Origin of the sequence: Pseudomonas granadensis, from assembly GCF_900105485.1 — a bacterium.
Classification (GTDB): Bacteria; Pseudomonadota; Gammaproteobacteria; order Pseudomonadales; family Pseudomonadaceae; genus Aquipseudomonas; species Aquipseudomonas granadensis.
In genome coordinates this window covers 5105562-5126835 of the sequence record NZ_LT629778.1, presented here as the reverse complement: position 1 = coordinate 5126835, position 21274 = coordinate 5105562, and the positions used below count along the sequence as shown (strand labels likewise).

The window sequence follows — 21274 nt, the reverse complement described above, 5'->3', positions numbered from 1 at the left end:
CGTCGAGCGGGGAAGGCATGTTCAGAAGCCGTCGATCCCGGCGGCCTGCAAGGTCTCGCTCAAGGCTAACACTTGCGGGTCGCGAAAGAAGGCGCTCAATTGCGCCGCACGGCCGGAGCCGATGCCGGGTTCTGCCTGCCATTGTTCGGTGTCGCGTTGTGCCAGCGCCTGCCAGGTATCAGCCAGTTGTGCCTGACCGGTCGGCGGCAGGCCCAGGGCTTTGAGCCACTGCACGAATGGTCGTTGGCGAGCGCTGTGAAAACTGTGGATCAGGCGGGCGCTGCTGCGTTCGCCGAAGCCGGCGATGTTAGCAAGCTCTGGCTCGTCGAGGGTCAACCAATCCAGCAGGTTGTTCAGGCGGCCTGTTTCGAAAAGTTTCTCCCAGGTGCCGCGACCGACATGCGCCATCGCCAGCCCCTGCTTGCCGCTGAGCCAGGCCAGACGCGCGAGAAACTGGCTTTCGCAGCCGGCGGTGGGTTGCCAACAGCTCAGGGCGTGGAAGTCTTGCGCATTCGGAACGGATAGCTCTGCGCGCTCGGCAGCCCGCACAACCACGCTGTCGAGTCGCGGGATGGTCAGTCCGGCGAGGCTGATCGCCACTTGATCACCGGGGCGGATATCCATCTGCTGCCAGCGCTTCAATGAGCTGACGCTGACCCGCTTGATCTCGCGGTCGTCGAGCATCGTCGGGTTCAGCTCCAGCACCGGCGTGATGCGCCCGGTGCGACCGATCTTGAAATTGACCTTGCGGACGTCGGCCAAGGCCTGTGCGAACGGATATTTCCAGGCGATCGCCCAGTACGGGGCGCGGGCCTGCCAGCGCTCGGCGGGGGGGCGTTGACTCTGGCGCAGAACCACGCCATCGCTGGCAAACGGCAGCGGTGAGCGATACCAGTGCTCGCGCCATTTCTGCGCCTCGGTGAAGTCGGTGATGGCTTGGCTGTAAGGTTCGGTGGTGGCGAAACCCAGTGTCGCCAGCAGGGTTATTCGCTCGGGTAAATCCAGCGGACCCTGCGGCCAGTCCCACACGAACAGACCGATCCCGGCGGCTTGTTGCGCATCCAGCGATTTGCGCCCCATCAATCCGGCAACGGTAGCGCGAGCGTTGATGCTGCCGGCGCGAGCTTGTACGTGATCTTTGAGGCGCCAATAGAGTTCGCCCTGCACCAGCAGATCTTGCGGTTGGGTCAGGCGTTGCGGGATCGCCGGGATCTGGCGCGCCGAGGCTGTCCAGTCTTGCCCCGAGAGGCCGTCGCCACGGCTGATGGCTCGTTGTAACAGGCCTTGGCGATAGATCAGGGTGACCGCCACGCCGTCGATTTTGGGTTGAATCCAGACAGCCTCGCGCGACCTCAGCCAGCGTTCGACGTCTTCGGCTTGATGAAGCTTGTCCAGGCCAGTGTGAGCGACGGGATGCTGAATGGGGCCGGTGGCGCTGCGCAATGGCGCGGGCGGCGAGGGCAGTTGGAAGCATTGTCGCCACGCTTTCAGGCGCAGGCGCGACTGGTCGTAAAGTTCATCGGCGATCAGCGAGCGGCCTTCGCGGTGGTAGGCGTCGTCCCATTGGTCGATCCGGGTTTGCAGGGCGGTGATTTCGCGTTGGGCTTTGGCGGGTGGCCAGTCTGGGCAGTTGGCGTGGGCGTGGAAGGTGATGAGTGTCAGCAGGAGAACCGACAGCAGGGGCAGGGTGAAGGGCATGTGAGCTTCCTTGCTCGGAGGTGATGATTGAAGCGTAGGCGGGGATATTGGCACTGGTGCGTGGGTGTTTTGCTGCTTATTTCTGCATGGACCCAAAAGCCCCTCACCCTAGCCCTCTCCCGGAGGGAGAGGGGACCGACCGAGTGGTTCTTTCGAAGTACGCCGACCTGAACCGGCGCGGTGAATTCAGGCTTGCAAGCAGAGCAACTGGAGATATTTAAAGGCATGAAAAAGCCCCGCACGGCGTCAACCGTGCGGGGCTTTTTGTGTAGCCGGGGAAGGGCTTACAGGCCGGCAGCGGAACGCAGGGCGTCGGCGCGGTCGGTTTTTTCCCAGGTGAACGTGGTGAAGCTGTCTTCGCCAACGGTCTTGGTCTGCGGCGCGCGGCCGAAGTGGCCGTAGGCTGCGGTTTCCTGGTACATCGGGTGCAGCAGGTCGAGCATGGTGGTGATTGCGTATGGACGCAGATCGAACACCTCGCGGACCAGTTTGATGATCTTGTCATCGCTGATCTTGCCAGTGCCGAAGGTGTTCAGCGAGATCGAGGTCGGCTGGGCCACACCGATCGCGTAGGACACCTGAATCTCGCAACGCTCGGCCAGGCCGGCCGCGACGATGTTCTTGGCCACATAACGGCCAGCGTAGGCAGCCGAACGGTCAACCTTCGATGGATCCTTGCCGGAGAACGCGCCACCGCCGTGACGGGCCATGCCGCCGTAGCTGTCGACGATGATCTTGCGACCGGTCAGACCGCAGTCACCTACCGGGCCGCCAATGATGAACTGGCCGGTCGGGTTGATGTGGAACTGGGTGTCCTTGCTCAGCAGTTCGGCAGGCAGTACGTGCTTGACGATCAGCTCCATCACGCCTTCGCGCAGGTCTTTGTACGACACTTCAGGGTTGTGCTGGGTCGATAGAACCACGGCGTCGATACCGACAACCTTGCCACCTTCGTAACGGCAGGTCACTTGCGACTTGGCGTCCGGGCGCAGCCAAGGCAGCAGGCCCGATTTGCGCGCTTCGGCCTGACGCTGCACCAGTTGGTGCGAGAAAGTGATCGGCGCTGGCATCAACACGTCGGTTTCGTTGCTGGCGTAGCCGAACATCAGGCCCTGGTCGCCGGCGCCCTGATCTTCAGGTTTGGCACGGTCAACGCCCTGGTTGATGTCGGGGGACTGCTTGCCGATGATGTTCATCACGCCGCAGGTTGCGCCGTCGAAGCCGACTTCGGAGCTGGTGTAGCCGATGTCGCAGATCACGTCACGAACGATCTGCTCCAGGTCGACCCAGGCGCTGGTGGTCACTTCACCGGCAACGATGGCCACGCCGGTCTTGACCAGGGTTTCCACCGCTACGCGAGCGTGTTTGTCCTGGGCAATAATGGCGTCCAGCACCGCATCGGAAATCTGGTCGGCGATTTTGTCCGGATGCCCTTCGGACACGGACTCGGAGGTGAAGAGGGAGTATTCGCTCATCTCGATGTTTTCCTGAATTTACCGATGGTGAGTGTCGCCAGCCGGTCGCTGAAAATGGCGGACCTGGATCTGGAAACCATTACGTAAGCCTACATAGAGGCTTTCCCCGGGAACGAGTCCCGCAGCGGTGGCCCAACGGGCCAGATCGTCCTGTTCAAACCCCAACCAGAGATCACCGCAGGCCTCCCTGGCCCAACTCTGGTTGTGGCTACATAACTCTGTCACGAGCAGGCTACCGCCCGGTTGCAGCAGGTCGGCCATGTGCCTGAGCGCATCGGCCGGGGCGGCGAAATGGTGCAACACCATGTTCAACACCACGCAATCGGCCTGAACGCTGCTGCTGTTCAATGCATCGGCCAATTGCAGGCTGACGTTAGCCAGCTGTTCGCGTTCGCAGACCTGACGCGCCAGTTCGAGCATCGCCGGGCTGTTGTCCAGCGCGGTCACGCTGGCAAAACGGCGCGCCAGTTCCGGCAGAAAAGCACCGTCGCCGGGGCCGACTTCGATGGCCGTGGCAGCACCATTGAAGTTCAGCTTGTCGAGCAAGGCCAGCACGCTATCGCGGTACTGCGGCAGGCCGGCGATCAAATCCTGCTGGGCGCGAAATTTCTCCGCGACCCGGGCGAAAAAGTCCTGACTGGCGGCGGCGCGTTGCCCGTGGACCTGTTCGATCCGCGTTTGCACGTCGTCCGGCAGCGCCAGATCGTCGACTTCCTCCAGCAATGCCGCGTGCAGCTTGCCGCCGAGCAATTCGGTATGGGGCAGGGCGCGACGATAGAAAATCGCGTTGCCTTCACGGCGGGTCGCCACCAGAGCGGCCTGCGCCAGCACTTTAAGGTGGTGGCTCATGCCGGACTGACCGATGCCGAAAATCTGCGCCAGCTCCAGCACGCCGAACGAATCGTTGGCCAGCGCGCGCAAGACATTCAGCCGCAACGGATCGCCGCCGGCCTTGCACAGGGCCGCCAGCTCGTCGCAATCGTCATGGCGAATGGAAGGCACGCGTAGGTTCATAGGGCTGGCAGTCTAGAGACGGTGAGGGGGCATCGCAAGGTCAATATCAAAAAGTTTTGATATTGCTCGATAAATGGCACTTCTCATCAGGCGGTGGTCTCTACAAAACAACAGCGGAAAGGTTTCACCTGCAGAAACCGGCGCTATCGATTGGAAAAACGCCTCCGGATCACTATCTGTCATTGCCCCGAGGCGCATGGGTGAGGGAAAATGCCCTCCTTTTTTCCGTTTCAATCTATTCACACCCAGGAGATCAGCGATGCCTAGCCGTCGTGAGCGTGCCAACGCCATTCGTGCCCTCAGCATGGATGCCGTGCAAAAAGCCAACAGCGGCCATCCCGGTGCCCCCATGGGTATGGCAGATATTGCCGAAGTGCTGTGGCGCGACTACCTCAAGCACAACCCGAGCAACCCGTCGTTCGCCGACCGTGACCGCTTCGTGCTGTCCAACGGTCACGGCTCGATGTTGATCTACTCGCTGCTGCACCTGACCGGTTACGACCTGTCGATCGACGACCTCAAGCAGTTCCGTCAACTGCACAGCCGCACCCCGGGCCACCCGGAATTCGGTTACACCCCGGGTGTTGAAACCACCACCGGCCCGCTGGGTCAGGGCTTGGCCAACGCCGTCGGTTTCGCGCTGGCAGAAAAGGTTCTAAGCGCGCAGTTCAACCGTCCTGGCCACGACATCGTCGACCACCACACCTACGTGTTCCTCGGTGATGGCTGCATGATGGAAGGCATCTCCCACGAAGTTGCGTCCCTGGCCGGTACTTTGGGTCTGGGCAAGCTGATCGCCTTCTACGATGACAACGGCATCTCCATCGACGGCGAAGTCGAAGGCTGGTTCACCGACGACACGCCGAAGCGCTTCGAATCCTACAACTGGCAAGTGATCCGCAACGTTGACGGTCACGACCCGGAAGAGATCAAGACCGCCATCGACACCGCGCGCAAGAGCCCGCTGCCGACGCTGATCTGCTGCAAGACCACCATCGGTTTCGGTTCGCCGAACAAACAAGGCAAGGAAGACTGCCACGGCGCCCCACTGGGTGACGCGGAAATTGCCCTGACCCGTCAGGCGCTGAACTGGAACTACGGTCCGTTCGAAATCCCGGCCGACATTTATGCCGAGTGGGATGCCAAGGAAAAAGGCCGCGCCGCCGAAGCCGAGTGGGACCAGCGTTTTGCGGCTTACTCCGCAGCGTTCCCGACTGAAGCCAACGAATTGATCCGTCGTCTGAGCGGCGAGCTGCCAGCCGACTTCTCGGAAAAAGCCTCGGCCTACATCGCCGAAGTCGCGGCCAAGGGCGAAACCATCGCCAGCCGTAAAGCCAGCCAGAACACCCTGAACGCGTTCGGCCCGCTGCTGCCGGAACTGCTTGGCGGTTCGGCTGACCTGGCCGGTTCCAACCTGACCCTGTGGAAAGGTTGCAAGGGCGTCAACGCTGAAGATGCCAGCGGCAACTACATGTACTACGGCGTGCGCGAATTCGGCATGACCGCGATCATGAACGGCGTGACCCTGCACGGCGGCCTGGTGCCATACGGCGCAACCTTCCTGATGTTCATGGAATACGCCCGCAACGCGGTGCGCATGTCGGCGCTGATGAAGAAGCGTGTGATCCACGTCTACACCCACGACTCCATCGGTCTGGGTGAAGACGGCCCGACGCACCAGCCGATCGAGCAACTGACCAGCCTGCGCACCACGCCGAACCTCGACACCTGGCGTCCAGCCGACGCCGTTGAATCGGCAGTAGCGTGGAAAAACGCTCTGGAGCGTAAAGACGGCCCATCGGCGCTGATCTTCTCGCGTCAGAACCTGCAACACCAGGAGCGCGATGCCGGCCAGATCGCCGATATCAGCCGCGGTGGTTACGTGCTGAAGGACTGCGCTGGCGAGCCTGAGCTGATCCTGATCGCCACCGGTTCGGAAGTCGGTCTGGCCGTTCAGGCCTTCGACAAACTGACCGAACAGGGCCGCAAGGTTCGCGTGGTTTCCATGCCGTGCACCAGCGTGTTCGATGCGCAGGACGCCAGCTACAAGCAATCGGTGCTGCCGTTGCAGGTGGGCGCGCGTATCGCCATCGAAGCGGCTCACGCCGATTTCTGGTTCAAGTATGTCGGTCTGGAAGGTCGTGTGATCGGCATGACCACCTACGGCGAATCGGCTCCGGCTTCGGCACTGTTCGAAGAGTTCGGCTTCACCCAGGAAAACATCCTGGGTCAGGCGGAAGAGCTGCTGGAAGACTAAGTCCGACAGTTGTGTTGTCTGGGCTGACGCCATCGCGAGCAGGCTCACTCCTACAGGGGTCTATGTTGCCCATGTAGGAGTGAGCCTGCTCGCGATAGCGTCGGTTCAGACAACGAAAAGCTTTCTGATTCACCACGGTAATCGAGAACCCCATGCCTCAACCGCGTCCCTACAAAGTTGCACTCAACGGCTACGGCCGCATTGGTCGTTGCGTTTTGCGTGCGCTGTTTGAGCGAGGCGAAAAAGCCGGGTTTGAAATTGTCGCGATCAACGATCTGGCCGACATGGCCAGCATCGAATACCTGACACGCTTTGACTCCACCCACGGCCGTTTTCCCGGCGAAGTGCGCGTAGAAGGCGATTGTCTGCATATTAATGGCGACTGCGTGAAGGTCCTGCGCAGTGCCACTCCCGAAGGCATCGATTGGGCGTCGCTGGGCGTCGATCTGGTGCTCGAATGCTCCGGTGCCTATAACACCCGTGAAGACGGCCAGCGCTTTCTCGATGCGGGCGCGCCACGCGTGTTGTTCTCGCAGCCGATGGCCAGCGAGGCGGATGTCGACGCCACCATCGTTTATGGGGTCAATCAGGATTGCCTGACCGGTGACGAACGGCTGGTGTCCAACGCCTCCTGCACCACCAACTGCGGCGTGCCGCTGTTGCGTCTGCTCGACAAGGCGATCGGCCTGGATTACGTGTCGATCACCACCATTCACTCGGCGATGAACGATCAGCCAGTAATCGACGCCTATCACCACGAAGACCTGCGCCGCACCCGTTCGGCGTTCCAGTCGGTGATCCCGGTGTCCACTGGTCTGGCGCGGGGCATCGAGCGCCTGCTGCCGGAACTTGCCGGGCGAATTCAGGCCAAAGCCGTACGCGTGCCGACGGTCAACGTGTCCTGCCTCGATATAACGATGCAGACCGCCACAGCGACCGACGCCAACGAGATCAACCGGATCCTGCGCGACGCCGCCACCAGCGGCCCGCTCAAGGGGCTTCTGGCCTATACCGAGTTGCCGCACGCCAGTTGTGATTTCAACCATGACCCACATTCGGCCATTGTCGATGCCAGTCAGACCCGTGTTTCCGGCCCAAGGCTGGTAAACATCCTGGCCTGGTTCGACAACGAGTGGGGGTTTGCCAACCGAATGCTGGACGTTGCGGATCACTATCTGCAAACAGCAACTTCAAAAAACCGTAGGAAGTGCGACCCATGACCGTGTTGAAGATGTCCGACCTCGATCTGCAAGGCAAGCGCGTATTGATCCGCGAAGACCTCAACGTCCCAGTCAAGGACGGTGTGGTCACCAGCGACGCGCGAATCCTGGCTTCGCTGCCGACCATCAAGCTGGCCCTGGAAAAAGGCGCGGCCGTAATGGTCTGCTCGCACCTGGGCCGTCCGACCGAAGGCGAGTTCTCTGCCGAGAACAGCCTCAAGCCTGTCGCCGACTACCTGAGCAAGGCCCTGGGCCGCGAAGTGCCGCTGGTGGCTGATTACCTGGGCGGTGTTGACGTCAAGGCCGGCGACATCGTGCTGTTCGAAAACGTGCGCTTCAACAAGGGCGAGAAAAAGAACGCCGACGAACTGGCCCAGCAATACGCGGCCCTGTGCGACGTGTTCGTGATGGACGCTTTCGGTACTGCTCACCGCGCCGAGGGTTCGACTCACGGCGTGGCCAAGTTCGCCAAAGTTGCAGCCGCTGGCCCGTTGCTCGCCGCTGAACTGGACGCACTGGGCAAAGCCCTCGGCGCGCCGGCCAAGCCAATGGCGGCCATCGTTGCCGGCTCCAAGGTCTCGACCAAGCTCGACGTGCTGAACAGCCTGAGCCAGATCTGCGATCAACTGATCGTCGGCGGCGGCATCGCCAACACCTTCCTTGCGGCGGCCGGTCACCCGGTGGGCAAGTCGCTGTATGAGCCGGATCTGCTCGACACCGCGCGCGCCATCGCCGCCAAGGTCAGCGTGCCGCTGCCGGTCGACGTGGTGGTTGCCAAGGAATTTGCCGAAACCGCCGAAGCCACCGTCAAGCTGATCGCCGACGTTGCTGCTGACGACATGATTCTGGATATCGGCCCGCAAACCGCGGCCAACTTCGCCGAGCTGCTGAAATCGTCGAAAACCATTCTGTGGAACGGCCCGGTCGGCGTGTTCGAATTCGACCAGTTCGGCAACGGCACCAAGGTGCTGGCACAGGCCATCGCCGAAAGCTCGGCGTTCTCCATCGCTGGCGGTGGCGACACGTTGGCGGCGATCGATAAATATGGCGTGGCTGAACAGATCTCCTACATTTCTACCGGTGGTGGCGCGTTCCTCGAATTCGTCGAGGGCAAGGTGTTGCCGGCCGTTGAAGTCCTGGAAAGCCGGGCCAAGGCCTGAGGCCGCCCATTTGGCCAGGCAAAGGAGTGTTCACATGGTCAAGTCGTTAGCGCTGTTGTTGCTGACCGCTACGCTGGCGGCCTGCGGGAGTAATAATCCCAAGGCCGAAGCCACGCCGGCACCGAGCGAGCCGCAGAAGGGCTGTTACCAGGCCGACTGGCAGGCCGAAACCAACCCGGTGCTGAACAAGCGTTCCGGGCCGGACGGTCTGGAGAAATACGAGACGCAAACCCCGGCCAAGGAACATGGTTGTCCTTGACGGGTCTGACTCTTAACTCAGGGCTGGCGGCGTGTGCCGTCAGTCGAGGAACACGGATGAAAGGCTTGATCGCCATTGCGGCGTTGGCATTGTTGGGCGGTTGCGCGCAGTTGAACCTGTTTCAGTCGTCCGCCCCGGCAGACAACTGGACCACCTGGACCTGCGACAGCCAGGCCAAAGTGCTGTGGCGTTACGCCGATGCCGGCCAGAGGGAAGTCGATGTGCGACTGGGCGGCGGCGATCAGGTCTACCGCTTGAAAGAAGAGCCGGGGGCCTCGGGCACGCTGTACAGCGACGGCATGCTGGCGTTTCACGTCAAGGGTGACGAAGGCCTGGTGTACTGGGTCGCCACCAATGACCTGATTGGCCGGGGTTGCAAGGCCGAATAATCGCAACACCGCAGGCCCAATGTAGGCCTTCGCCTGCTCGCGATAGCAATTCTGCAGTCAACACTGCAGCGACTGTCAGGCCGCTATCGCGAGCAGGCGAAGGCCTACAAGGGTTCTGCGCAGTTCTGAAGAATGGGTTTTACCGAATCACCAGATCGGGTTTAACCCCTGATCTGCAAGCACTTGAATAGCCGCCGCCGCTCCGGCAGGCTGGCACGATCAACGACCCTCAACCGGGAGAGACACACACAATGGCACTTATCAGCATGCGCCAGATGCTGGACCACGCAGCCGAGTTCGGCTACGGCGTTCCAGCCTTCAACGTCAACAACCTTGAGCAGATGCGCGCCATCATGGAAGCCGCTGACAAGACTGACTCCCCGGTGATCGTCCAGGCTTCGGCCGGCGCCCGCAAATATGCCGGCGCGCCTTTCCTGCGTCACCTGATCCTGGCGGCGATCGAAGAATTCCCGCACATCCCGGTGTGCATGCACCAGGACCACGGCACCAGCCCTGACGTCTGCCAGCGTTCGATTCAACTGGGCTTCAGCTCGGTGATGATGGACGGCTCGCTGGGCGAAGACGGCAAGACCCCGACCGACTACGACTACAACGTCCGCGTCACCCAACAAACCGTCGCCATGGCTCACGCCTGCGGCGTTTCGGTAGAAGGCGAACTGGGCTGCCTGGGTTCGCTGGAAACCGGTATGGCCGGTGAAGAAGACGGCATCGGCGCCGAAGGCGTTCTGGATCACAGCCAGATGCTGACCGACCCGGAAGAAGCGGCTGACTTCGTCAAGCGCACTCAGGTCGATGCCCTGGCCATCGCCATCGGCACCAGCCACGGCGCCTACAAGTTCACCAAGCCACCTACCGGTGACGTGCTGGCGATCGACCGCATCAAGGAAATCCACAAACGCATTCCGAACACCCACCTGGTGATGCACGGTTCGTCCTCGGTACCACAAGAATGGCTGGCGATCATCAACCAGTACGGCGGCGACATCAAAGAAACCTACGGCGTACCGGTTGAAGAAATCGTCGAAGGCATCAAACACGGCGTGCGCAAGGTCAACATCGACACCGACCTGCGCCTGGCCTCCACCGGTGCGATGCGTCGCCTGATGGCCACCAATCCGAGCGAATTCGACCCACGTAAATTCTTCGGCGCAACTGTGACTGCGATGCGTGATGTGTGTATCGCTCGTTATGAAGCGTTCGGTACCGCCGGTAATGCTTCGAAGATCAAACCGATCTCGCTGGAAGCGATGTACCAGCGTTATCTGAAGGGTGAGTTGAACGCCAAGGTTAACTGAGCCTAAGTGTTGAACTGCTTTATAAAAGGAACCCGCCGTAAGGCGGGTTTTTTGTGCGGTGACTATTTTCGCCTGACGAAGTTATCTAAAATTTTGTCAGGCTTTTGTGAATGTGATTCCAAAGGTTTGGCCTAAATTCGGCCCGCCGAATTTAACGGTAACTTCACCTAGCAAGTTATTGTCGGTTCCATCAGTTGATTTCATCACAATACCGAGAGTGCTTGGACCATGGTTTTCCTCATCTCTTTCTTTGGCATCTGATTTCGCTGTAAGATTATAAGTCCAGGTGGACTTTGTGCAGTTGCCATTGACGAGGAAGTCAAGTCCGCAATAGTCCATGGAGCCGTTAACTATGTTGCCAGTTTGCTTGGCTGGATCGTCAAATTTGAGTGTGGCTGGATGTCTCTCGTTGGCGGAGTTAAATACTTCGCCTTTGTAAATTTTCATGATATATGCCTTATGTGTATTCAAGTAATTAAGTTAAATAGGTTGTCTTGTATTACGTTGATGAGATTAGGTGAGAAGTCGTTGCAGGTAACCTGTAATAAATGACAGGTTTTAATATTTTTTCGCTATAAGGATTCCGGATTTTAATAAAAAAACAAAAAGAATCAAAAAGGGAACAGATTTATTACGGCGGCGACATCAAAGAAACCTACGGCGTATCGGTTGAAGAAATTGTCGAACGCATCAAGCACGGCGTGCGCAAGGTCAACATCGACACCGATCTGCGCCTGGCATCCACCGGTGCGATGCGTCGCCTGATGGCCACCAACCCGAGCGAATTCGACCCACGTAAATTCTTCGGCGCGACTGTGACGGCGATGCGTGATGTGTGTATCGCTCGTTATGAAGCGTTTGGTACTGCGGGTAATGCTTCGAAGATCAAACCTATTTCGCTGGAAGCGATGTATCAGCGTTATCTGAAGGGTGAGTTGAACGCTAAGGTTAACTGAGCCTAAGTGTTGAACTGATTTAAAAGAAACCCGCCGTTAGGCGGGTTTTTTTGTGGGCGGGATTTTCTTGCGCTGAGTAATAGAGGTCGTTTTCATTCAAATAAATCACCAACCTCTTCAAGGGTCGGCATTCTGGCTGGAGCACCGAGAGTTCGCAGTCCAAAGCGGCCAAAACGCGCGCGTAAGCGATCATGCCGACAGAAAGGGTGCCTTTCTCCACCGCGATGACTTTATATCGCGTCAGTCCCGCCAGATCGGCAAGCTGAGCCTGCGTCAGGCCTCGATTCAGACGTTTTTCGCGCATTTGCACGCCGAGGCGGCTGATCAAAAATGAATAGTCCATGTTGCGCTACCGAAACATTGTTGGATCAATGTCGCGTATACGGAACATTAAATCCATTTGGATCAAGAACCCGCCGTAAAGCGGGTTTTTGTGCGGTTGTTATTCTTTCAACTCAACATGATCCAGCGCCTGATTCACCGCCAACTCACCGAGCATGACGACCTGCGCGATACCCAGCGCAGTCTTGCGGTGCGAGGTGTCGAGCGTCGCGGCGAAGTTATGCAGCATTTCGCTGGCCGAACCCAGGGTTTCGCTGGCGTTGGCCAGCAGGGATTCGGTGTTGTACTTCGGGTTGGCGAGGTACATGGCCTCGGGTTCGTGGGCGCACGTCATGATGTGTGCGGCGGGGCTGAGGTAGTGGTCGAGGGCGCGCTCGGCGGCGTCGTTGAGTTTTTTTGAGTCGAGGGAGTCGTACGGTGATGCCGGATCGGTGGCCGGCGGGTTTGGCGTAACTTTGAACATTGCTGAAAACTCCTGATTGGAGCCGCTTCGCCTTCTCTACTAAAAAAAGGGGTGGCAGCTGTGCGCAGGTTAGTAGACCGGGGAGTTATTCAGCATAAACCGGCGCGCCGAAGCGCCCTGCACACAGCCACCATCGAGCCAGGCAGCAAAACTGCCTGATGTGCTATGAACCTGAGCTGAAAACACCTCGGGCTACTAAACCCGATCACTGGAAATCAGTGATGCGAATCAAGTTACCGATGGCCCGCCAGGCGCACAAGCCGGCGGATTCTGGCGCAGTGGTAGGCAACGGCGCAAGCTGTTGTAGGCTCTCGGAGGTAGTTGCAGAAAAAAGTAAACGTGCTGTTGAAAAGCTGATGGTCAATTCGGAAATGCTTGAGCGTCGGCATGGAATTGCTTGTCGGAAAGTAACCCATATCGGACTTTACTGAGTAAAGTTGGATAAAAGTCCCATATGGGTGACATTTTGATTTTGAGCAACCCAGCCATCTTCGCCGAGCGCGTGCGTCAAGTGCGCAAAGCCAAGGGATACAGCCAAGCCATTTTGGCGCAGAGGGCCAAGTGCAGCCGCAAAACCATCATTGATCTTGGGGCCGGTGAAAACGTCGCGTTCTATACCGTGTTTCGAGTGATTACTGCGTTGGGCATGGCGTTGGAAATCGTCGATAACCGCATCGATCTCAAATCGTTAGCCGATCTGGTAGAGCATGATGAGTAAGGTCAAGCCCCAAGGCCGGGCAGGTGAGCCGTGCAAAGGTTAGCTGTTGTTTGCCTGTAAATGCAGGTGCAGCCCCGTTTGACTGGGTGGCCTTTTAAACTTTGCAAAACCTCAGGGCTCTCAGCTCATTTATCGTGATCAATATCCAGCTTCGAAAACGTTACCTGCCCACCCTCACTCGTATACCCGGTGTTGTCCTGCACATAAACCCCAGCCTTGAAGTACAACGGCTTGTCGCGCCACGTCGCGCTGATCTGTGAATCCCATTGATAACCCGCCGCGCTCACGCCCAGCGCGCCGCCGGGGCTGAGGTGGATGAGGTAGTTGAATTCGCGGTCGAGCTTGATTCCGGTGGCCAGGGTGATAACGCGGCTTTCGGCGTCATCGGGGCGCATGCGCACTTTGATTACCAGGTTGCCGGTTTCGGTTTTGGTCTTGTACTGGTATTCGAGTTTGACCATTGGCCGCTGGCTTTCATAAGCGTGGATCTGGCCAATGACGATTTTGCCGGAGCTCGGCACCTTGTTCACGGTGAGGGTTGCGCGCAGCAGGTTGTCGGCGTCCGGGTAGTACCAGTTGCGCAGGGTGCCGTTGCTGAAGGTTTCACGCAGTTCGGTGCGCGGGTAGATGGCGTTTTCGGTTTTCGAGCCGGTCACCGGTGACCAGAAGAACAAGGTGCCGGTGTCGGAATGGAAGTACTGATCCTTGAAGCCATCCACCAGTTTCGAGGTTTCGACGGTGTATGGCGGGCTGCCAACGGGAACGCTGAGGTTCCAGGTTGCGAGATCGATCATGACGGTTCTTCCACTCAATTCATCCGGAACGTCGGTGCCAGAAGCTCTAGCCCGCGCGTTTTCGGGCGTCTTTATAAGCGTAGCGGCAATTTTTGTTAATGCCCGTCCGGCGATTACTTGACGTCAAAGTCCTGTCGAAATGCCATCCCGCCCGGTTTTCGGGGGCTGTAGCGGCGACCGTTAGTCGGCTGAGTTGAGCATTGTCTGGATGATGGCGGGATGACAGCTTCTGCTTTCACCGATCCGCGTCTAGAGTGAAGGCTCAGTTCGTCTACGTTTTTGCCGGCAACGGTACCGAAAAGAGAAGCAGCATGGAATGCGCGCAACCCCAGCCAGGTGAAGGCAGCTCTGTCCTTTTGATCGTTGATGATTACCCTGAAAACCTGATCAGCATGCGCGCGTTGTTGCAGCGCCAGGATTGGCATGTGATCACCGCCGCCTCCGGTTTCGAGGCGCTGAATATTCTGCTCGAACAAGACGTCGACCTGGTGCTGCTGGATGTGCAGATGCCCGGTATGGACGGTTTTGAAGTGGCGCGGTTGATGCGCGGCAGTCAGCGCACACGGCTGACGCCGATCATCTTTCTCACCGCCAACGAGCAATCCCAGGACGCCGTGATAAAGGGCTACGCCAGTGGCGCGGTGGATTACCTGTTCAAGCCCTTCGACCCGCAGATTCTCAAACCGAAAGTGCAGGCGCTGCTGGAACACCAGCGCAACCGCCGTGCGTTGCAGCGTCTGAGTCATGACCTGGAAGTGGCGCGAGCCTTTAACGCCTCGGTGCTGGACAACGCGGCCGAGGGCATTCTGGTGCTCGGCGAGGACGGTTTGATCCGCTTTGCCAACCCGGCAATTTCGCGCTTGCTTAACGCGCCGGTGAAGGAGCTGCAGGGCAAGGAATTTCTCGATTATTTGCAGAAACCGCACATTGCGCTGTGGGCCGATTCCGAGTTCTATGCCGGCTATAAGCGTGGCGAAACCTTGCGACTGCACGATGCCCTGCTGCGCACGGCGCCGGGCCAGCAAGTGCCGGTTGCGCTGTCCTGTGCGGCGCTGCCGTCCGAGCAGCATGCGATGGTGGTGACCGTGCTCGACATGTCGGTGGTGCGTCACCTGCATCAGCAGCTCGAATTTCAGGCCGTGACTGATCCGCTGACGGGACTGCTCAACCGTCGCGGTTTCTACCAGACCGTGGAAAACCTGCTGTTGCGCGGCGAGCGCAGTGACAGCAGTTGGGTGCTGCTGTATCTGGACCTCGATGGCTTTAAACGGGTCAACGATTCCCTCGGCCACGATGCCGGCGACCGGGTGCTGCGCTGGGTTTCCGAACAATTGAAAGCTTGCCTGCGGCCGTTCGACATTCTGGCGCGCATGGGCGGCGATGAATTCACCGCGCTGCTGGATCTGGAGTTTCCCGAGCAGGCGGCGAAGATTGCGGAAAAACTCATCGAGCGCGTGTCGATCTGTCAGCAGATCGAAGGTCTGGATATCGTCCTCGGCGCCAGCATCGGCATCGCCACGTACCCGGACTGCGGCTCGAACCTCGACGGTTTGTTGCGCGCTTCCGATATTGCGATGTATGAAGCCAAGCGCGCCGGGCGTCAGCAATATCGCTTTTATGATCATGAGATGAACGGTCGCGCGCGTTCGCGACTGATGCTTGAGGAAAGCGTGCGCGCCGCCATCGAAAACCGTGATTTCAACCTGGTCTACCAGCCACAGGTGGCGATTGGCAGCGGCCGGATTCGAGGTTTCGAGGCGTTGCTGCGCTGGCAACATCCAAGCGTCGGCGATGTACCGCCGGGTCTGTTTTTACCGCTGCTGGAAGAGGCGCGGCTGATCAGTCGTCTCGGCAGCTGGATTTATCATCGTGGTGCAGGTCAGCGTAAAGCCTGGGAAAGTCTGTTTGCCGATGATCTGGTGCTGGGCGTCAGTTTGAGCAACACCCAGTTCAGCCTGCCGAATCTGGTTACCGAATTGCGTCAGGTGATGGAGCGTCACGCCTTGCAGCCGCGACAGCTGGAGGTCGAGATCACCGAAGAAGCCTTGATGCAGAACCCCGACGAAACCCGCAAACAGTTGCGCTTGCTGCGTAATCTTGGTGTGCGCGTGGCGCTCGATGACTTCGGTTCCGGGCCGTGCTCATTGGCGCATTTGCGCGATCTGGAGCTGGATACGCTCAAGCTTGATCGCCATTTGATCGCCCGGTTACCTGATTCGCCCCGCGACGCCTCGCTGGTCAGTACGGTGATCAGTCTGTGCAAACAATACGGTTTGCTGGTGATCGCCGAAGGCGTGGAAACCGTCGAGCAATACCAGTGGCTGCAAGCCCATGGCTGCGAGCATGTGCAAGGCTTCCTGGTGGCGCGGCCGTTGATCGCCGAGGACGCGGCAAGCTTCGCCGAGCCGTTTGACTGGGGCGCGCTGGCCGGTTGAATTCGCTACACTGGCGCACCTTTTTGCCAACCGTGCTGCCCGCTGATGACTGCGTTGAAATACCTCCAGGCTTATCCGGAACGTTTGCAGGATCAGGTGCGCCAGTTGATCGCCGAAGGGCGGCTGGGCGAATACCTCGATCAACGCTATTCGGGCCGGCACGACGTGCAGAGCGACAAGGCGTTGTACAGCTATGCGCTGGAGCTGAAGCAGGAATACCTGCGCAATGCGCCAGCGATCGACAAGGTGCTGTTCGACAACCGCCTCGACCTCACCCACCGGGCGCTCGGCCTGCATAGCACGGTGTCGCGGGTGCAGGGCGGCAAGCTCAAGGCCAAGAAAGAGATTCGCATCGCCTCATTGTTCAAGGACGCCGCGCCGGACTTTCTGAAAATGATCGTCGTGCACGAACTGGCGCACTTCAAGGAGTCGGACCATAACAAGGCGTTTTATAAATTGTGCGAGCACATGCTGCCGGGGTATCACCAGGTCGAGTTCGACCTGCGCGTGTACCTGACCTGGCGCGACATGCAAGCTTGATCAGCTATCAGGAAGATGTGGATGGACGTCAGCAAGACCAAAAGCAGTTTCTACCGCCGCCTGTTCGTGGCGTACCTGATCGACAGCGGCCTGGCGCCGAGCGTGCCGGCACTGACCGAAGTCACCGGCATGCCCCGCCGCACAGCGCAGGACACGATCGCAGCGCTGGCGGATCTGGATATCGTCTGTGAGTTCGAGCAGGAAGAGGGCGCGCGCAATCATGCCGGGCGTTATCGGATTCGCGATTGGGGAGCGATTGATCGTGGCTGGATCGAGCGCAATTTGCGGCAGATCAAGGCTGTGCTGGAGTATCCCTAAGAGCCCCTCACCCTAACCCTCTCCCAGAGGGAGAGGGGACTGATAGGGGGATATTGGAGAAATCGCCGGCCTGAAAGTTTTGTTTTGAATCCATGATCGACGCAGTTTTCGGGTCGGCGGATAGCGGCAGACAACTCGGTCAGTTCCCTCTCCCTCTGGGAGAGGGCTAGGGTGAGGGGCTGTTCAGGCGCGACGCATCCCGATATGTGGAATGTCATCCTCAAGATATTCCTCACCTGCCACCACAAACCCGTACCGGCCGTAATACCCCTGCAGATGCGCCTGCGCCGACAGGTAGATCGGCACCTGCGGCCAATGCTTCTCGGCCTGTTTCAACGCCTGCTCCATCATCTTGTGCCCCAGTCCTTTGCCGCGACCGGCCGGTGCTGTCACGACGCGGCCGATCACCACGTCACCGCCCTGAGACTGCGGATCCAGCAGGCGCAGGTACGCGACTAGGTGGTCGTTCTCCCAGCCCATCAGGTGATGGGTGTCGCCATCGAGGTCCTGGCCGTCCAGATCGGGGTAGGCGCATTTCTGTTCGACCACGAACACTTCCGAGCGCAGTCTCAGAAGCGCGTACAGCTGTTCCTTGCCCAGATCGCTGTGATGTTTGCAGATCCACTCGATTGTCATTTGCCGATTCCTTGTTCGTGTCGCCCGATACTAAGCGCACGCGACAAAGATGTCTTTATGGCGTAAGCGTCTGTGACAAAGGTCAAAATGCCATCATTCCTTTCGCGCAGCCGTGCCGAGTTTGTGTAATCTGCTGGAGAGCGCCGTGCACTGGCTGTAATGAGCTAATGTTAGTGCCTGGGTTTTGCCGGTAAGGGGTCTTGGTTTTTTGCCGTGAGACGCGTCGGGCCGCTGCCCGTTGAGGATGTTCAAGCATGCCGCGATTGCTTCAAGCCGTTGCTTTGATCGGACTGCTGTTGCTGGGCCAGGATGCGACAGCGCAGAAGCTGCGACTGGTCTTCGATCATTGGCCACCGTTTACCGACGACACGCTGGTCAACGGCGGGCTGGCCACGGATATCGTCAGCACCGCGCTGGCCCGGGCCGGTTACGCCAGCAGTTATGAACAGGTGCCGTGGGCGCGAGCGTTGCTCGGCGTCGACGAAGGCCGTTACGACGTGCTGGTCAACGCTTGGTACAACGAAGACCGCACCCGGTATGGGCAATTCTCCGGCGAATACCTGACCAACCGGATTCGCTTCCTCAAGCGCAAGGACGCGCCGATCGATTACAGCAATCTGCAGGAGTTGCACACCTATCCGATTGCGGTGGTACGCGGCTACGCCTATTCGGCGGTATTCGATGCCGATACGGCGATGCAGAAAGTCCCTGTGCATAACTTCGCCATGGGTGTGCGCATGCTCGCGGCGGATCGGGTCAAGTTGACCCTTGAAGACGAATACGTGGCCAAGTATTACCTGGCGCGCGAGTCAGCCAAGGTGCGCAATTCAGTGGAATTCCTGCCTAAGCCGTTGAGTGAGAACAGCCTGCATATTCTGGTCAGCCTGAAGAATGCGCAGCATGAACAGATTGTTGCGGGGTTCGACAAGGCGATTGCAGCGATGAAGGCTGATGGCAGTTATGAAAAGCTGCTGCGCCAGCACGGGATGTGAACGGCAGCTTCAAGTTTCGAGCCTCAAGCTGCAAGCTAAAAGCGGACAGCCTTGTAGCTTGTAGCTTGTAGCTTGCGGCTAAACCTCCTTGATAAGGTGCGCCGCCAGCGTGCGCAACGGCCCGAGCTGGCGGCAGATCAACGCCAGTTGCGTCTGCACCAGCCGCTGCCCTTCATCGATCTCGTCGGCCATCTGCTCCAGCTCATTGGCCAGTGCTTCTTCCTCATCGCTCTGAATCGCAATCGGCTGTTTGCTCGCCAGCCCTTGGGCGATTTCGTCGATGCTCGCGGCCAGCTTCACCCCGGCCCCATCAATCAGGTGCTCACGCACATCGGCTGGCAATTGCGTCTCGCGATGCGCGCCCAGCCCTGACAGATAACTCAGCAGAGTGTGCGAGAGCACTAGAAAGCGGAAGCCGACATCCGCTTCCTTACGAAAATGCCCCGGCTCCATGAGCATGTTCGCCAGCGTCGTCGACAGCGCCGCGTCGGCGTTGTGCGCGTTGCGGCGGGCCAGGCGATAGGCGAGGTCGTCGCTCTTGCCGGCGGCGTATTGCTGCATGATCTGGCGCAAATAGATGCTGTTGCAGGTCAGCGTGTTGGCCAGCACTTTGTTCAGGCGTCGGCCCTGCCAGTCCGGCAGGAACAGGAACACCGCCAGCCCGGCGATCAGGCTGCCAAGCAGGGTATCGAACAGGCGCGGCAGGAACAGCCCGTAGCCATCGCCGACCTGATTGAAGCAGAACAGCACCATGATGGTGATCGCCGCTGTCGCCAGGGTGTAGCGCGTGGTGCGGTTGGTAAAGAACACCACCCCGGCGGCAATGGCGAAGCACGATTGCACCAGCGGGTTGGGGAACAGGTCGAACAGCGCCCACGCCACCGTAAGGCCGATCGCTGTGCCGAGAATCCGCTGGCCAAGTTTGCGCCGCGTCGCGCCGTAGTTCGGCTGGCAGACGAATAGTGTGGTGAGGATGATCCAGTAACCTTGCGACGGGTGAATCAAGTGCACCATGCCGTAACCGATACTCAGTGCCAGCGGCAGGCGCAAGGCATGACGGAACAGCAACGAGGTCGGCGTCAGCTGGGTGCGCAGGCGAATCCACACGTCTTTGAGATTGCGCGGCGAACGGTCGAGCAGGCTGCTGTCGGTCGCATCGGCGAGGGCATCAGGATTGCTCGCATCGCTGAGCAAACGGTCGAGGGTGCCGAGGTTGGCCGCCAGTGCGCGTAGCGAACGGAGCAAGCCGCGCCACGCGGGGTTGCTCTGGATGCGCAAGTGTTCGAGCGAGGCGTGCAGGTCGCCGAGGGCTTCGGCAAAACTCGCGTCGTAAACGAAAGGCTGGCGCATCTGGATCGATTCGGCCAGGGCGCGGCAGGCCTTGCCTTGCTGGCGCAACAGACGCTGGCAGCGGAACAGCACGTCGCTGTGAAAAAACGCCTCGGCGAGGGCGTTGTACGGATAGTGCGAAGAGCTGGCGCGTTCGTGGATGTCTTGGGCGAGAAAGTACAGCTTCAGGTAACGGCTGACTTTCGACCCGGGGCGGCCGTTGCCGACCCGGTGCAAAATGATTTCCTTGGCGGTGTTGAGCGCGGCGACCACACGGCCATTCTGCTGCGCCAGTTCCAGACGCCGGGCTTCGACGTCCATCTGCCGGATCGGCTCGAACAGCGCTGACTTCAGCTTCAGATAAAACCCGAGTTCACGAAACAACCGCGCCAGACTCTGCTGCACTGGCTGGTTGGAAAACAGCGCCTGCCACAGCACCGAGAGCAAACCGTACCACGCTGCACCGGCGACCAGCAGCATCGGCTCATGCCAGAAGTCGGTGACCGCGCCGCCACGCTGATCGACGCCGATCATCGTGTACACGGACAAGATCAAGGTTGCCGAGGCAATCGCCCCATAACGCTCGCCGAGTGCACCGAGCATGGTCAGGCCGAAACTGGCCAGCGCCAGGGCAACGGCGAAAATGATCGGGTAGGGGAACAGCAATTCCACCGACAGCGCGGCGATGCTGAAACACACCAGCGTCACCGCGAGGGCATTGAGGCGGCCCTGCCAACTGTCGTCGGTTTCGGCCAGGGCGCTGGCGATGATGCCGAGGAACAACGGAATCAGCAGGCCCATTTCATCCTGATACCAGCACAGCGCCATGCTGCCGGTCAGGGCGATGAACACCCGCACGCTATAACTGAATTTATCCAGCGCCCACAGGCGCCGTAAAGACTGACGAAACGAGGTCGAGGACATGAAGTGCGAAGGCCTTCCGAGGCGATGCCGCTAAATTGA

Annotated in this window: 19 protein-coding genes and 2 pseudogenes; 12 read left to right on the top strand and 9 right to left on the bottom strand. The window is 59.4% G+C overall.

All coding sequences use genetic code 11. The annotated features are described in order from the left end of the window. Window positions 1–21 precede the first annotated feature (21 nt). From ligB to BLU52_RS22835, 3 genes are all read right to left on the bottom strand, one after another. The gene (gene ligB, locus BLU52_RS22845; protein ID WP_090287065.1) at window positions 22–1698 is read right to left on the bottom strand and encodes an NAD-dependent DNA ligase LigB; all 1677 of its coding nucleotides are present in this window, start codon (window positions 1696–1698) and stop codon (window positions 22–24) included. A 284-nt stretch (window positions 1699–1982) separates the two neighbouring features. After that, on the bottom strand, window positions 1983–3173 hold the full coding sequence (gene metK, locus BLU52_RS22840) for a methionine adenosyltransferase (RefSeq protein WP_024014624.1): 1191 nt from the start codon (window positions 3171–3173) through the stop codon (window positions 1983–1985). An 18-nt stretch (window positions 3174–3191) separates the two neighbouring features. Further along, a complete protein-coding gene (locus BLU52_RS22835) occupies window positions 3192–4187 on the bottom strand; it encodes an ArsR/SmtB family transcription factor (protein WP_090287063.1) in 996 nt (331 codons plus the stop codon). A gap of 259 nt (window positions 4188–4446) precedes the next feature. Between BLU52_RS22835 and tkt the strand changes: the two genes are divergently transcribed. The 6 genes from tkt (at window position 4447) to fba (ending at window position 10788) form a co-directional block, all read left to right on the top strand. Further along, on the top strand, window positions 4447–6444 hold the full coding sequence (tkt, locus tag BLU52_RS22830; RefSeq protein WP_090287061.1) for a transketolase: 1998 nt from the start codon (window positions 4447–4449) through the stop codon (window positions 6442–6444). 152 nt (window positions 6445–6596) lie between these two features. Further along, window positions 6597–7664, top strand: coding sequence for an erythrose-4-phosphate dehydrogenase (gene epd / locus BLU52_RS22825; protein WP_090287059.1), 1068 nt, complete (start codon window positions 6597–6599; stop codon window positions 7662–7664). Further along, window positions 7661–8824 (top strand): phosphoglycerate kinase, encoded by a 1164-nt coding sequence (locus BLU52_RS22820; protein WP_090287056.1) that lies wholly within the window; start codon window positions 7661–7663, stop codon window positions 8822–8824. The genes epd and BLU52_RS22820 overlap by 4 nt, the downstream gene beginning before the upstream one ends. Window positions 8825–8858: 34 nt before the next feature. Then, complete coding sequence (locus BLU52_RS22815) at window positions 8859–9083, top strand: hypothetical protein (RefSeq protein WP_090287054.1); 225 nt, start codon at window positions 8859–8861, stop codon at window positions 9081–9083. A 56-nt stretch (window positions 9084–9139) separates the two neighbouring features. Then, window positions 9140–9472, top strand: coding sequence for an MliC family protein (locus BLU52_RS22810; RefSeq protein WP_090287052.1), 333 nt, complete (start codon window positions 9140–9142; stop codon window positions 9470–9472). A 251-nt stretch (window positions 9473–9723) separates the two neighbouring features. Then, on the top strand, window positions 9724–10788 hold the full coding sequence (gene fba, locus BLU52_RS22805) for a class II fructose-bisphosphate aldolase (protein WP_008081027.1): 1065 nt from the start codon (window positions 9724–9726) through the stop codon (window positions 10786–10788). Window positions 10789–10884: 96 nt separating this feature from the next. Here the strand turns inward: fba and BLU52_RS22800 are convergent, their stop codons facing one another. Next, a complete protein-coding gene (locus tag BLU52_RS22800) occupies window positions 10885–11235 on the bottom strand; it encodes a hypothetical protein (protein ID WP_090287050.1) in 351 nt (116 codons plus the stop codon). A gap of 185 nt (window positions 11236–11420) precedes the next feature. On the opposite strand from BLU52_RS22800, the pseudogene BLU52_RS22795 reads away from it, so the two are divergent. Next, window positions 11421–11744: pseudogene (locus tag BLU52_RS22795) on the top strand (class II fructose-bisphosphate aldolase); the annotation flags it as partial. A gap of 92 nt (window positions 11745–11836) precedes the next feature. Here the strand turns inward: BLU52_RS22795 and BLU52_RS22790 are convergent. Together BLU52_RS22790 and BLU52_RS22785 are read right to left on the bottom strand one after the other, a co-directional pair. Next, a pseudogene (locus tag BLU52_RS22790) lies at window positions 11837–12087 on the bottom strand (helix-turn-helix domain-containing protein). 99 nt (window positions 12088–12186) lie between these two features. Then, window positions 12187–12549, bottom strand: coding sequence for a DUF6124 family protein (locus tag BLU52_RS22785; protein ID WP_090287048.1), 363 nt, complete (start codon window positions 12547–12549; stop codon window positions 12187–12189). 454 nt (window positions 12550–13003) lie between these two features. Between BLU52_RS22785 and BLU52_RS22780 the strand changes: the two genes are divergently transcribed. Next, complete coding sequence (locus BLU52_RS22780; protein WP_231987990.1) at window positions 13004–13267, top strand: helix-turn-helix transcriptional regulator; 264 nt, start codon at window positions 13004–13006, stop codon at window positions 13265–13267. 125 nt (window positions 13268–13392) lie between these two features. Here the strand turns inward: BLU52_RS22780 and BLU52_RS22775 are convergent, their stop codons facing one another. Then, on the bottom strand, window positions 13393–14061 hold the full coding sequence (locus tag BLU52_RS22775; RefSeq protein ID WP_090287046.1) for a polysaccharide lyase family 7 protein: 669 nt from the start codon (window positions 14059–14061) through the stop codon (window positions 13393–13395). Window positions 14062–14372: 311 nt separating this feature from the next. Here BLU52_RS22775 and BLU52_RS22770 point away from each other — a divergent pair, with 311 nt between their 5' ends. From BLU52_RS22770 to BLU52_RS22760, 3 genes are read left to right on the top strand one after another with little or no spacing between them, the layout of a single operon-like run. Then, complete coding sequence (locus BLU52_RS22770; protein WP_090287043.1) at window positions 14373–16496, top strand: putative bifunctional diguanylate cyclase/phosphodiesterase; 2124 nt, start codon at window positions 14373–14375, stop codon at window positions 16494–16496. A gap of 45 nt (window positions 16497–16541) precedes the next feature. Next, a complete protein-coding gene (locus BLU52_RS22765; protein ID WP_090287041.1) occupies window positions 16542–17036 on the top strand; it encodes a M48 metallopeptidase family protein in 495 nt (164 codons plus the stop codon). A 21-nt stretch (window positions 17037–17057) separates the two neighbouring features. Then, window positions 17058–17354 (top strand): winged helix-turn-helix domain-containing protein, encoded by a 297-nt coding sequence (locus tag BLU52_RS22760; RefSeq protein WP_090287039.1) that lies wholly within the window; start codon window positions 17058–17060, stop codon window positions 17352–17354. Window positions 17355–17537: 183 nt separating this feature from the next. Here BLU52_RS22760 and BLU52_RS22755 read toward each other — a convergent pair whose 3' ends face one another. Further along, complete coding sequence (locus BLU52_RS22755) at window positions 17538–17990, bottom strand: GNAT family N-acetyltransferase (RefSeq protein ID WP_090287038.1); 453 nt, start codon at window positions 17988–17990, stop codon at window positions 17538–17540. Window positions 17991–18244: 254 nt separating this feature from the next. On the opposite strand from BLU52_RS22755, the gene BLU52_RS22750 reads away from it, so the two are divergent. Continuing rightward, on the top strand, window positions 18245–18982 hold the full coding sequence (locus tag BLU52_RS22750) for a substrate-binding periplasmic protein (protein WP_090287035.1): 738 nt from the start codon (window positions 18245–18247) through the stop codon (window positions 18980–18982). A gap of 78 nt (window positions 18983–19060) precedes the next feature. Here BLU52_RS22750 and yccS read toward each other — a convergent pair whose 3' ends face one another. Beyond that, entirely contained in the window at window positions 19061–21235 is a 2175-nt protein-coding gene (gene yccS / locus BLU52_RS22745) for a YccS family putative transporter (protein WP_090287031.1), read from the bottom strand. Window positions 21236–21274 lie beyond the last annotated feature (39 nt).

What these genes read in the sequence shown, in the direction of transcription:
- ligB (WP_090287065.1), bottom strand. Translation starts at nt 1,698, where the DNA reads ATGCCCTTCACCCTGCCCCTGCTGTCGGTTCTCCTGCTGACACTCATC.
- metK (WP_024014624.1), bottom strand. Translation starts at nt 3,173, where the DNA reads ATGAGCGAATACTCCCTCTTCACCTCCGAGTCCGTGTCCGAAGGGCAT.
- BLU52_RS22835 (WP_090287063.1), bottom strand. Translation starts at nt 4,187, where the DNA reads ATGAACCTACGCGTGCCTTCCATTCGCCATGACGATTGCGACGAGCTG.
- tkt (WP_090287061.1), top strand. Translation starts at nt 4,447, where the DNA reads ATGCCTAGCCGTCGTGAGCGTGCCAACGCCATTCGTGCCCTCAGCATG.
- epd (WP_090287059.1), top strand. Translation starts at nt 6,597, where the DNA reads ATGCCTCAACCGCGTCCCTACAAAGTTGCACTCAACGGCTACGGCCGC.
- BLU52_RS22820 (WP_090287056.1), top strand. Translation starts at nt 7,661, where the DNA reads ATGACCGTGTTGAAGATGTCCGACCTCGATCTGCAAGGCAAGCGCGTA.
- BLU52_RS22815 (WP_090287054.1), top strand. Translation starts at nt 8,859, where the DNA reads ATGGTCAAGTCGTTAGCGCTGTTGTTGCTGACCGCTACGCTGGCGGCC.
- BLU52_RS22810 (WP_090287052.1), top strand. Translation starts at nt 9,140, where the DNA reads ATGAAAGGCTTGATCGCCATTGCGGCGTTGGCATTGTTGGGCGGTTGC.
- fba (WP_008081027.1), top strand. Translation starts at nt 9,724, where the DNA reads ATGGCACTTATCAGCATGCGCCAGATGCTGGACCACGCAGCCGAGTTC.
- BLU52_RS22800 (WP_090287050.1), bottom strand. Translation starts at nt 11,235, where the DNA reads ATGAAAATTTACAAAGGCGAAGTATTTAACTCCGCCAACGAGAGACAT.
- BLU52_RS22785 (WP_090287048.1), bottom strand. Translation starts at nt 12,549, where the DNA reads ATGTTCAAAGTTACGCCAAACCCGCCGGCCACCGATCCGGCATCACCG.
- BLU52_RS22780 (WP_231987990.1), top strand. Translation starts at nt 13,004, where the DNA reads ATGGGTGACATTTTGATTTTGAGCAACCCAGCCATCTTCGCCGAGCGC.
- BLU52_RS22775 (WP_090287046.1), bottom strand. Translation starts at nt 14,061, where the DNA reads ATGATCGATCTCGCAACCTGGAACCTCAGCGTTCCCGTTGGCAGCCCG.
- BLU52_RS22770 (WP_090287043.1), top strand. Translation starts at nt 14,373, where the DNA reads ATGGAATGCGCGCAACCCCAGCCAGGTGAAGGCAGCTCTGTCCTTTTG.
- BLU52_RS22765 (WP_090287041.1), top strand. Translation starts at nt 16,542, where the DNA reads ATGACTGCGTTGAAATACCTCCAGGCTTATCCGGAACGTTTGCAGGAT.
- BLU52_RS22760 (WP_090287039.1), top strand. Translation starts at nt 17,058, where the DNA reads ATGGACGTCAGCAAGACCAAAAGCAGTTTCTACCGCCGCCTGTTCGTG.
- BLU52_RS22755 (WP_090287038.1), bottom strand. Translation starts at nt 17,990, where the DNA reads ATGACAATCGAGTGGATCTGCAAACATCACAGCGATCTGGGCAAGGAA.
- BLU52_RS22750 (WP_090287035.1), top strand. Translation starts at nt 18,245, where the DNA reads ATGCCGCGATTGCTTCAAGCCGTTGCTTTGATCGGACTGCTGTTGCTG.
- yccS (WP_090287031.1), bottom strand. Translation starts at nt 21,235, where the DNA reads ATGTCCTCGACCTCGTTTCGTCAGTCTTTACGGCGCCTGTGGGCGCTG.